This is a genomic window from Priestia sp. USM5 (genome assembly GCF_058323215.1).
Genome location: NZ_JBSGKN010000004.1, coordinates 107,913 through 119,219 on the forward strand (window position 1 = coordinate 107,913; position 11,307 = coordinate 119,219).

Sequence of the window (11,307 nt, forward strand, 5' to 3'; positions counted from 1 at the left end):
AGATCCTCACTTAATTATCTCCCGTATAACTCATTCACATTGTTTTTATGAGAAATTGCTTTTTTTTTGAAAATAAGGGTAGATTAACGAATATATAATTTATTCCTACATTCTAACCCTTGGAGGTCTCAACTGTGCAAAAGACTCATAATCATGAAATCTGTAGTCATGATACTCATAGCCACCATACCCATGAACATTCACATGAGGGAAAAGAACATAACGGTCATTCGCATCACCATGGACATATGGTAGAAGATTTCAAGAAGCGTTTCTACATTTCATTAATCGTTAGTATCCCAGTTTTCTTTTTGTCTCCCATGATTCATTCATTGTTAGGAGTTGATTGGGGATTTACATTTGATTCATATTTGTTGTTTGCTTTATCAACTTTTGTCTTCTTTTATGGAGGTTACCCTTTTTTAAAAGGCGCCGCAGATGAAATAAAACAACGAAACCTTGGTATGATGACATTAATTGCATTAGCGATCATTGTCGCTTATGTTTATAGTGCCTTAACGGTTTTTATTTTAGAAGGAATGGATTTCTTTTGGGAGCTTGTGACGCTAATTGATATTATGCTATTAGGCCATTGGCTTGAAATGAGATCTATTATGGGAGCATCTAGTGCATTAGAAGAACTGGTAAAATTATTACCTTCTGAAGCTCATCTTATAGATAAAGATGGGCAAATAACAGATATAACAGTTTCTGAATTAAAACATGGAAATGAAATATTAATTAAACCAGGAGAGAGAGTACCTGTTGATGGAGTCATCAAAAAAGGGCAATCAACCATTGACGAATCAATGTTAACAGGTGAATCTGTGCCAGTTGAAAAAAAGATAGGAGAACCGGTTACAGGTGGATCAGTTAATGGAGAAGGCTCTTTAACGGTATCTGTAGAAAAGACAGGGGAAGAAAGTTATCTTTCCCAAGTCGTAAAAATGGTGAAAGAAGCTCAAGAATCACGGTCTAAAACACAAGATTTATCAAATAGAGCTGCAAAGTGGTTATTTTATATTGCATTAGCAGCAGGGTTTTTAACTTTGTTTGCTTGGTTAGTGTTAGGTTATGGATTTAACTTTGCTTTAGAAAGAATGGTTACCGTAATGATTATTGCTTGCCCTCACGCATTAGGCCTAGCTGTACCATTAGTAATTTCTATTTCAACTGCTATCTCGGCTAAAAAAGGCCTTTTGATTCGTAATAGAATGCACTTTGAAGAAGCACGAAATATTAATGCAGTGGTTTTTGATAAAACTGGCACTCTGACAAAAGGAGAATTTGGTATCACTGATATTGTATTAGAAAAAGGATATACAGAAACAGATTTATTAAGCCTTATTGCATCGCTGGAGGGGCAATCTGAGCATCCGATTGCAAAAGGAATAGTAAGAAGTGCTAAAGAAAAAGGCGTTACAATTAAACAGCCTGAAGAGTTTGAGTATATGACAGGTAAGGGGATTAAAGGAAAAGTAAATGGAAAGGACATTCTTTCTGTTAGTCCAGGCTATATTAATGAATTAAAAATTTCTTATCCTCATGAAAAATATACCGAATTATCAAAAGATGGAAAAACAGTTATTTTTGTATTGGAAAACCAGAGATACATTGGAATGGTCGCATTAGCAGACCAAGTCCGAGAAAGTGCAAAACAAGCAGTAGAAAAGCTTAAAGAAATGGATATAGAGTCGATAATGCTAACAGGAGATAATAATCAAGTAGCTCAATATGTGGGCAAACAGGTTGGATTAGATAAAGTATATGCAGAAGTGCTTCCTCATGAAAAAGCTGATAGGATCAAGGAAGTTAAACAACAAGGAAAGAAAGTAGCTATGACAGGAGATGGAGTGAATGATGCGCCGGCTTTAGCTAATTCAGATTTAGGAATTGCAATCGGTGCTGGAACAGATGTAGCTATTGAGACAGCAGATGTTATTTTAGTGGACAGCGATCCTAAAGATGTTGTTTCTATTATTGATTTATCTAAAAAAACCTACCGGAAAATGATCCAAAATTTGTGGTGGGCTGCTGGATACAACATAATTGCTATTCCCTTAGCAGCAGGTGTTTTTTATAAAATAGGAATTGTACTAAGTCCAGCAGTGGGTGCTGTGTTAATGTCCCTGAGTACCATTATTGTGGCAATTAATGCAAAGTTGCTAAAAGCATAGCTAAAAGCAAGCTTGTTATAACAATGCATATTCATAGGGGAAATATTAAATCTAAATAGAATAAAAACTTAATTATGAATTAAATTAAAATAACCCCTAGGCAACAACTATTGCCTAGGGATTATTTTATTCAGGCTTATTATTTGCCTTTGAATCTGGTGTAAAAGATGCTTTATAGCCTTTATATTTTACTTCAGTGACCATTCCAGCAGAAGCATGATGTAAATCATGACAATGGAACATCCAGTTTCCAGGATTGTCAGCTTTAAATGCTACAACATATTCTTCACCTGGTTTAACATTAAGCGTATCTTTCATCAGTGGTGAACCTTCTATAGGCTTTCCGTTTTTACTTAGTACTTGAAAGAAATGTCCATGTAAATGCATTGGATGATCAGCTGATTTAGATGTGTTTTTCAACGTTACTTTAACTAAATCGCCCTCTTTTACATCTAATGGTTCAGTATTAGGATAGGTTCTATTGTTGATTGTATAAACCATGCTATTGTCTTTCATAGCTGTACCAAGATTCATTTTATAATCAACGTCAAATTTAGTATCAAGAGAGAATTCACTTTTTGTAGTTTTACCATATTTAGTGATATCTACATTTGGTAAAGACTCTTTTGGATTTAATTTATCATTTGCTTTCTTTGAGTTATCATAAACAATTTTAGCAACCATATTTTTAGCAGCATCCGTATCATCATGAGATTCAATATACGATGTTCCTGAGTTGTTAGCTTTAAATACTAAATCATATCGTTCACCTGGAGCGACTGTCACCGTTTGATCTTTTATAATAGCCGGGTCATTAATTGGTTGCCCATCTGTTGAGACAATTTTAAAGTCATATCCATGTACATGTATTTTATGAGAGATATATCCTGCATTTACTAAACGAAGTTTCACAGTGTCTCCCTCTGTAACTTTCAGGGTTTCCATATTTTTTGCACTTTTTCCATTAATGGTATAAAGATCATACATGCTCATGTCTTCTTCCATGTCCATGTTCATCCCATCCATGCTTTCAGTTGAGTCATCTGTATCTTTGGTATCTTTATCACTTGTCATGGAACCATGATCCATACCTTCCATACTGCTCTCACCAGATGAAATCCATTCATCTAATACAAGTGTGTAATCTTTATCCACTTTTTCTTCATCTTTTCCTTCTACAATCAACGTTCCGTATAAGCCTTTATCTATCTGGTTTACACTATCTTGATGAGAGTGGTACCAATATGTTCCCGGAACAGAAGCTGTAAATTCATAAGTGAATGTTTTGCCAGGCTGTACAGCATTCATAGTGACCCCTGGAATACCATCTTGACTGTTTGGTACAGGAAGCCCATGCCAGTGAATTGTAACAGGTTCAGATAATTCATTTTTTAAATTGACTTTAACTTTATCCCCCTGTTTAACTCGAATTTGGGATCCAGGTACAGAACCATCGTATGTCCAAACAGGTAATTTTGTTCCATTTCCAAAATCATGTGTAGCTTCTTTAGCTGTAAGAGTAAATTCTTTTCCTGTTTTCACTTTTGTAGTTTGAGTAGAGGGAAGGTTTTCTGTACTGTTTTCCTTTCCCTTACTTGCATTCATATTGGACATATCTTGATCTGACATATCCTCTTCATTCATTTTAGACATGTCATGCCCTTTCATACTTCCTTCACTGTTGGAGCAAGCAACCCCAACAATAGCGAGTAATACTAAAATTAAAGTAAGCCATAATTTTTTCACTACGGCACCTCCATAATAATTTGATGTATCTATAATTTAATTTATAATTGTGCAGAATGTTTGCAGATACTGTAAATAATTAATTTTTTAAGAAATTTGTCTAAAATTAATTTGGATTTATTATCCTATCTGCACACTTTCTTCACATATTTTTTCTAAAATTTGCTTAAGGCTAAGTTAAAGGACGTGAAAACATGAATAAAATTTCAATAAAACTTGGCTTACTGTTTTTAGCTTTCATTTTAGTCATTGAAGCAGGCCTATTTTTTTATCTATATAATGGACTGGCTAATACTAGAATTTCAGAAGAATTAGAGGGTTTACGTTTAAGAGGAAACAGTCATCGTGACGTCCTGGAAAAGCACCACGACCCAGCTACTCTAAGTCATGTTGCTCTAATGGAATCAGAAGCAGAGACAGATGTAATTATTGCGAATGAAAAAGGAGAAATTATACGTACCTCTGCTCCCCTACTCAAAGGGGCTAAAGAAGCTGTAGAGCAATGGAAGGGGTCTTCTTTGGCATATCAAGGAGAAATCATGCAAGGTGACTGGAAAAGTCAGCCCTATATCGCTACAGCTTCTCCAATCAAAGTAAATAAACAAAGCTATGGAACTGTCTATATGTTTAAGGATACAAAAGATATTCAAGAAATGATTGCGAGGCTTCAACATCATTTTTATGTAGTTGGAGCTATTTCAGTAGTGTTTTCAATTATCACTATTTTTGCGCTCTCTAAATTTATAACCATTCCTCTTATAAGGATGAAACAAGCAACTCAAAAACTTAGCCAAGGGGACTTTTCTGTAAGATTGGGCGCCCATTCAAGAGATGAATTGGGTCAATTAGGCACATCAATTCAAACCTTAGCTAACGAATTGCAACGCTTAAAGCAAGAGCGTAATGAGTTTTTAAGTAGTATATCCCATGAGCTACAAACGCCTCTCACGTACTTAAAAGGTTATGCTGATGTAGCTAAACGTCAATCGAATAGTGAAGATGAAAGAAATAAGTATCTTAACATAATCCAAGAGGAAGCCCAAAGGCTGTCTCAATTGCTGAAAGATCTATTTCAACTTGCTCAACTTGATCAACATACGTTTTTAATTCAAAAACAAAAGATTGAGCTCTACACTTACTTGAAAAATATAGTTGAGCACTTTGATTTAGCCTTAAAAGAAAAAGATATTAGGTTAGAATTCAATTGTCCAAAAGGAATTGAATTTAATATTGATCCTGAAAGGTTCCAACAAGTCGTTGTCAATTTATTAGACAATGCATTAAAGTATTCTGACGATGAAACAGAGATTTCATTGAGTGTAGAAAAGTTACCAAAAAGAGTTAATATTACTTTTAAAGATCAAGGAATAGGAATTCCATCAACTGACTTGCCTTATGTTTTTGATAAATTGTATAGAGTAGAGAAATCTAGATCAAGAAAAAGCGGGGGCCATGGATTAGGATTATCTATTGTAAAAGAAATTGTAGAAGCACATGGTGGAGAAGTAACAATAGAAAGTAAATTAAGACAGGGAACAACCGTTAAAATTTCACTTCGAGAGGATGTTTAGGATGCCAACTATTTTATTAGTTGATGATGAAGTAAGAATGTTAGATTTACTTGAACTTTACCTTACTCCTAATGGATTTACATGCATTAAATTTGATTCTGGAGTAGAAGCATTAAACTTTCTGGAGAAAGGAAACAAGTTAGATTTAATACTTTTGGATATTATGATGCCAGAGAAAGATGGATGGGAAATATGTCAAGAAGTTAGAAATACTTCTAATATTCCAGTTGTAATGTTAACAGCACGTAATCAAACCGGAGATATTATAAAGGGGCTTAATACCGGAGCTGATGATTATATTGTCAAACCTTTTAGTGAAGGAGAATTAATCGCTCGTATTAGAGCTGTTTTACGTAGGTCTTCAACCGAAAAAGAAGAAATTAATTATAAAGGATTATTATGGAGTCGAGAATACCACTTATTAAAATATAAAAATGAAGAAATACAGGTTACTCCAAAAGAGTTTAAATTAGTAGGCCTACTATTACAGCATCCAAATAGAGTATTTAATCGTGAAGACTTACTAACTTTAGTATGGGGATATGATGCTGAAATTGAGGGGCGTACAATTGATTCACATGTACGTAATGTAAGAGATAAACTGCGCAAAGCAGGATTCCCAATAGATAACCACTTGCAGACTGTATGGGGATTAGGATATAAGTGGGTGGATAAGAATTAAAAAATTTATACAGTCATTAACAAGATAGATGTATCAATGGAAAACGAAATAAAATACAATGTTTCATTAGAAAAATTACATAAAAATTCATGAAAGGTACTTTTTAAAATTATTATGGCTTTCACTGCTGCATGTTATAAAGTGAAAATTTCACTTTTATAAGTATGTGTTTTTTCCTCTTAGATTAACAGAACACCCCTACTGTACTGGAGGATGTTCATGAAACATATTAAAGGAAGAAGGCCTACAGAGAAGCCTGAGCGATATACAAAGCGATCAATATTTACTTTTATTATTATTTGTTCATCTCTTATAGCTGTATTAATTTTGAATCCAGTTTCAAAAAATTATGTATATAGTCATACACTAAATCAATGGATGCGAAATTCTCCTGGAGAATCCATGATGTATATCATAGGAACTGAAAATAAATATTTTAGACAAGTGCTTCCAAGTGATAGTAAGCCACCTAATACCTTATCAGTTATTATTGAACTGCTTACAGATATACAATCACAACGAACTGCTAGCCTCCTTCTAGATGAAATACCTGGATTTAAAACTTTTGACACAAAAATCATTGTTGCAGGAGAAGGAACGAATTACAGCAACCTCCCTATTGAATCTTCTCCACCTATGGATGTGTTGTTAAAAGAAAGAGAATTATCAGAGGGAAATTTAAAAGAAATAGAAAAAACTAACCAAAGTACCGAACATAAACACGAAGAGCCTTCAAAGAGTACAGAAGGTAAGAAAGTAGCCTTCATTTATCACACACATAGCAGAGAATCCTTTTTACCTTATCTAAAAGGAGAAGATAATCCGGATAATGCTCATGACTCTAAAATGAATATTATGTTAGTGGGGAAAAAATTAGGGGAACACTTAGAACAAAAAGGGATTGGAACTGAAGTAAATACTACCGATATAGTAAAAGAGTTAGAATCAAAAGGGTTAGATTATCGTAGCTCATATAAGATGACCAGAGAAATTTTACAAACATCTACTAATCAAAATAGAGATTTAACTTTCTTTTTTGACTTACATCGAGATTCTCAAAGAAGAGCAGTAACCACAAAAAAAATTCAAGGTAAAGATTATGCACGATTATTTTTTATTATTGGAACAGAGTACAATAATTATAAAAAGAACTTACAGTTTGCTAAGGGATTAAATACACTCTTAGAGCAGAAATATCCTGGTATATCAAGAGGTATATTTAAAAAAAATAAAAGTCAAGGAAATGGCGTATACAATCAAGACCTATCAACACATTCAATTATTATAGAAGTTGGTGGAGTTGATAATACACTAGAAGAAATGTATCGTACAACAGATGCTTTAGCAGAAGTAATAGCTGAATATTACTGGCAAGCAGAAGCTGTTACAAATCGATAAGAAAAACAGTTCTTATAAAGGTAAATTTAAGAATATCTCCGTAATCTTTTCTGCTTATTATAGAGCTATTCTTAAATTTTTTTTTAAAAAAGGCATTTATCCCTTCACATAGGGTAGGGGGGTATCGTATAATATAATATGAAAGGAGGAAATTAAATGGATACATCCGATAAAAGCAACAACTCAGAAAGTTGTTGTTCTATAAATAGTGAACGAAAAAGTCATCATTCTCCAGAAGTAAAAAAAAACCTAGCAAGTCGGTTGAATCGTGTTGAAGGACAAATTCGTGGTATTAAAGGATTAATTGAGAAAGATACTTATTGTGATGATGTCATTACTCAAATTGCAGCCGTGCAATCTGCTTTAAACGGTGTAAGTAAGATATTACTTGAAGGACACCTTAAACACTGTATAGTTGAGCGTGTTCAAGAAGGCGATAAAGAAGTAGTAGATGAATTATTGACAACAATTAAACGACTAATGAAATAAAAAAGGAGATGTTAAGAATGGAAAAAGTAACGTTAACAGTTAAAGGAATGTCTTGTGGTCATTGTGTGAAATCTATTGAAGGAAGTGTTAGTGAACTTAACGGTGTACAACATGTAGAGGTAAATCTAAATGAAGCAAAGGTAACCGTTGAATTTGATCAAAACAAAGTATCGTTAGAATCAATTAAAGAAGCTATTGATGACCAAGGTTATGAAGTAGCCTAAATAAAATAGCGTGCGAATTTTTCCGCACGCTTCCTTTAGGAATTAAATATACCTAATAGGGGTATAATAGGAGGTTATAAAATGAGCGAACAGCAAAAAGAAACCACTTTACAAATTAGTGGCATGACCTGTGCAGCTTGTGCAAACCGTATCGAAAAAGGATTAAAGAAAATTGATGGTGTTCAGGATGCTAACGTAAATTTTGCATTAGAAAGATCAACCATTGTATACGATCCATCAAAAACAACTACTCAAGATTTTGAACAAAAAATTCAAAAATTAGGTTATGACATTGTAAATGACAAAGATGAATTTAGTATTACAGGCATGACTTGCGCAGCTTGTGCAAACCGAATTGAAAAAGGCTTGAATAAATTAGAGGGAGTCTCAAAGGCCACAGTTAATTTCGCATTAGAAACAGCTACAGTAGAATATACCCCCTCCCAGGTAAATACGACAGAAATGATTCAGCGCGTAGAGAAACTGGGATATGGAGCTACATTAAAGTCAGAAGAAAAAGAAGAAGACACGAATCATCGAGAAAAAGAAATTAAAAAACAAAAAGGGAAGTTTTGGTTTTCACTTATTTTAAGTTTTCCTTTGTTATGGGCAATGGTTAGTCACTTTTCTTTTACTTCGTTTATTCCATTACCAGAGATGCTAATGAATCCTTGGGTTCAATTGGCTCTTGCAACTCCAGTACAGTTTATTGTAGGTAAACAATTTTACGTAGGTGCTTTCAAAGCACTTCGTAATAAAAGTGCCAATATGGATGTTCTCGTAGCCTTAGGAACGAGTGCAGCGTATTTCTATAGTTTATATGTTTCAATTAAATCAATAGGATCAGACGCTTCAATGATTGAACTATATTATGAAACAAGTGCTGTATTACTCACGCTTATTATATTAGGTAAGTTATTTGAAGCAAATGCCAAAGGTCGTTCTTCTGAGGCCATCAAAAAACTTATGGGTTTACAAGCAAAAACGGCGACCGTTTTTCGAAATGGAGAAGAAGTTGAGATTCCAATTGAAGAAGTACAATCAGGAGATATTGTGTATGTAAAACCTGGTGAGAAGGTACCTGTAGATGGAGAAATTGTAGAAGGTCAATCAGCTTTAGACGAGTCCATGTTAACAGGAGAAAGTGTTCCAGTAGATAAAACTGTTGGAGATGCAGTTATTGGTGCAACAATCAATAAAAATGGATTTTTAAAAGTAAAAGCAACTAAAGTTGGAAGAGATACAGCTTTAGCGCAAATCATTAAAGTAGTGGAAGAAGCTCAGGGTTCTAAGGCACCTATTCAGCGAATGGCTGATCAGATATCAGGTATATTTGTTCCAATCGTAGTGGGTATTGCTATTGTTACCTTTTTAATTTGGTATATCTGGGTTCAACCAGGTGACTTTGCTTCAGCCCTAGAGAAGTTAATTGCTGTATTGGTGATTGCTTGTCCATGTGCATTAGGATTAGCAACTCCAACTTCTATTATGGCAGGATCAGGCCGTGCAGCAGAGTTTGGTATCTTATTTAAAGGTGGAGAACATTTAGAAACTACCCATAGAATTAATACGATTATTTTAGATAAAACAGGTACAGTGACGAACGGTACTCCGGAATTGACTGACATATTTGTAGCAGACGGAATTAAAGAACAGGATTTTTTAGAGTTAGTAGGTTCAGCTGAAAAACAATCAGAACATCCTCTTGCTCAAGCTATTGTAGAAGGTATCAAAGCAAAGGGAACTGAATTAGCTAGTCCTTCCACATTTGAAGCTATTCCTGGTTTTGGTATTAAATCTGTTGTAAATGAGAAAGAGTTATTAGTTGGAACACGTAAATTAATGAACCAAAATAATATTCAAATTGAGAATAATTTAGAAAAAATGATTGAGTTAGAACGTGAAGGAAAAACAGCCATGTTGGTTGCTATTGACGGACAATACGCAGGATTAATTGCTGTAGCTGATACCATTAAAGAAACTTCAAAAGAAGCTGTCACTCGATTAAAAGAGATGTGCCTAGAAGTTATTATGATTACAGGTGATAATAAGCAGACTGCCCAAGCAATTGCTCAACAAGTAGGTATTTCACATGTAATTGCTGAGGTATTGCCTGAAGGCAAAGCAGAAGAAGTAAAGAAGCTCCAACAGCAAGGAAAAAAAGTAGCCATGGTAGGGGATGGTATTAATGATGCGCCTGCCTTAGCTTTAGCAGATATTGGTATGGCTATTGGTACAGGTACGGACGTAGCAATGGAAGCTGCTGATATTACTTTAATGCGTGGAGACTTGAATAGCATTGCTGATGCTATCTTTATGAGTAAAAAGACAATCCAAAATATTAAGCAAAATTTATTTTGGGCGTTTGGTTATAACACGTTAGGTATACCGATTGCTGCAATTGGTTTGTTAGCTCCTTGGTTAGCAGGTGCTGCAATGGCCTTTAGTTCCGTTTCTGTCGTGCTTAATGCATTAAGATTGCAGAGAGTCAAATTATAAAGGAGTGTAGGTAATGAAGAAGTGGATTATTTCAGCTGTTTTATACCTTGTCATTGTTGTTGCTGTTTATGCTATTTGGTCCAGTTTTAATCAGCAACCAATGAGTGAGCATCAACAACATCAATCGATTTCGACTCCAATGTCAAGTGAAAAACTTTATAGTGACAGGGTGTTGTAAGGATGAATATGCAAGAAGTACAAAAGCATGTATTAATTTGTAATGGGAAAAGTTGCTGCAAAAATGGTGGCAAAGAAGTTGCAGAAGCGATTCGTGACCAAATAAAAAAAAGTGGTTATACTAAATTCATTCATACAACTAAGACGTTATGTAATGGTCAGTGTAAAAATGGCGCTATTACAATTTTGTATCCAAACGGTATCTGGTATAAAAAAATGGATGAAGAGTCTGGAAGGAAGCTTATTGAAGAAATAAATGAAGAACTTCCTTTAGAGCAAAAAGTTTTATTATACTACGAAGAACAACACTTTATTGAGAAGAAAACAGAATAATGAAAAGAGTT

10 protein-coding genes are annotated in these 11,307 nt (G+C 34.3%); 9 read left to right on the plus strand and 1 reads right to left on the minus strand.

Features of this window, described 5'->3' with window-relative positions; genetic code table 11:
- Positions 1 to 320: 320 nt before the first annotated feature.
- Complete coding sequence (locus ACWATA_RS26730; RefSeq protein ID WP_373688714.1) at positions 321 to 2,177, plus strand: copper-translocating P-type ATPase; 1,857 nt, start codon at positions 321 to 323, stop codon at positions 2,175 to 2,177.
- 126 nt (positions 2,178 to 2,303) lie between these two features.
- Here ACWATA_RS26730 and ACWATA_RS26735 read toward each other — a convergent pair whose 3' ends face one another.
- Entirely contained in the window at positions 2,304 to 3,923 is a 1,620-nt protein-coding gene (locus ACWATA_RS26735; RefSeq protein ID WP_062687350.1) for a multicopper oxidase family protein, read from the minus strand.
- 194 nt (positions 3,924 to 4,117) lie between these two features.
- On the opposite strand from ACWATA_RS26735, the gene ACWATA_RS26740 reads away from it, so the two are divergent.
- From ACWATA_RS26740 to ACWATA_RS26775, 8 genes are all read left to right on the plus strand, one after another.
- Positions 4,118 to 5,494 (plus strand): sensor histidine kinase, encoded by a 1,377-nt coding sequence (locus tag ACWATA_RS26740; RefSeq protein ID WP_473050393.1) that lies wholly within the window; start codon positions 4,118 to 4,120, stop codon positions 5,492 to 5,494.
- A gap of 1 nt (position 5,495) precedes the next feature.
- Positions 5,496 to 6,176, plus strand: coding sequence for a response regulator transcription factor (locus tag ACWATA_RS26745; RefSeq protein WP_473050394.1), 681 nt, complete (start codon positions 5,496 to 5,498; stop codon positions 6,174 to 6,176).
- A 219-nt stretch (positions 6,177 to 6,395) separates the two neighbouring features.
- Positions 6,396 to 7,574 (plus strand): stage II sporulation protein P, encoded by a 1,179-nt coding sequence (gene spoIIP / locus ACWATA_RS26750; RefSeq protein WP_473050396.1) that lies wholly within the window; start codon positions 6,396 to 6,398, stop codon positions 7,572 to 7,574.
- 156 nt (positions 7,575 to 7,730) lie between these two features.
- A complete protein-coding gene (locus tag ACWATA_RS26755) occupies positions 7,731 to 8,063 on the plus strand; it encodes a metal-sensitive transcriptional regulator (protein WP_043976884.1) in 333 nt (110 codons plus the stop codon).
- Between the two features lie 17 nt (positions 8,064 to 8,080).
- Positions 8,081 to 8,287, plus strand: coding sequence for a copper chaperone CopZ (copZ, locus tag ACWATA_RS26760; protein WP_221815833.1), 207 nt, complete (start codon positions 8,081 to 8,083; stop codon positions 8,285 to 8,287).
- An 81-nt stretch (positions 8,288 to 8,368) separates the two neighbouring features.
- Positions 8,369 to 10,786 carry a heavy metal translocating P-type ATPase gene (locus ACWATA_RS26765; RefSeq protein ID WP_473050397.1) on the plus strand — a complete coding sequence of 806 codons (2,418 nt, stop codon included), beginning with the start codon at positions 8,369 to 8,371 and terminating at the stop codon, positions 10,784 to 10,786.
- A gap of 13 nt (positions 10,787 to 10,799) precedes the next feature.
- Positions 10,800 to 10,964: a hypothetical protein gene (locus tag ACWATA_RS26770; protein ID WP_473050398.1), complete on the plus strand. Its 165-nt coding sequence runs from the start codon at positions 10,800 to 10,802 to the stop codon at positions 10,962 to 10,964.
- Positions 10,965 to 10,966: 2 nt separating this feature from the next.
- Positions 10,967 to 11,296, plus strand: coding sequence for a (2Fe-2S) ferredoxin domain-containing protein (locus ACWATA_RS26775; protein ID WP_473050399.1), 330 nt, complete (start codon positions 10,967 to 10,969; stop codon positions 11,294 to 11,296).
- Positions 11,297 to 11,307: the final 11 nt, after the last annotated feature.

Coding starts and splice junctions, on each gene's coding strand:
- ACWATA_RS26730 (WP_373688714.1), top strand. CDS start 321: ATGATTCATTCATTGTTAGGAGTTGATTGGGGATTTACATTTGATTCA.
- ACWATA_RS26740 (WP_473050393.1), top strand. CDS start 4,118: ATGAATAAAATTTCAATAAAACTTGGCTTACTGTTTTTAGCTTTCATT.
- ACWATA_RS26745 (WP_473050394.1), top strand. CDS start 5,496: ATGCCAACTATTTTATTAGTTGATGATGAAGTAAGAATGTTAGATTTA.
- spoIIP (WP_473050396.1), top strand. CDS start 6,396: ATGAAACATATTAAAGGAAGAAGGCCTACAGAGAAGCCTGAGCGATAT.
- ACWATA_RS26755 (WP_043976884.1), top strand. CDS start 7,731: ATGGATACATCCGATAAAAGCAACAACTCAGAAAGTTGTTGTTCTATA.
- copZ (WP_221815833.1), top strand. CDS start 8,081: ATGGAAAAAGTAACGTTAACAGTTAAAGGAATGTCTTGTGGTCATTGT.
- ACWATA_RS26765 (WP_473050397.1), top strand. CDS start 8,369: ATGAGCGAACAGCAAAAAGAAACCACTTTACAAATTAGTGGCATGACC.
- ACWATA_RS26770 (WP_473050398.1), top strand. CDS start 10,800: ATGAAGAAGTGGATTATTTCAGCTGTTTTATACCTTGTCATTGTTGTT.
- ACWATA_RS26775 (WP_473050399.1), top strand. CDS start 10,967: ATGAATATGCAAGAAGTACAAAAGCATGTATTAATTTGTAATGGGAAA.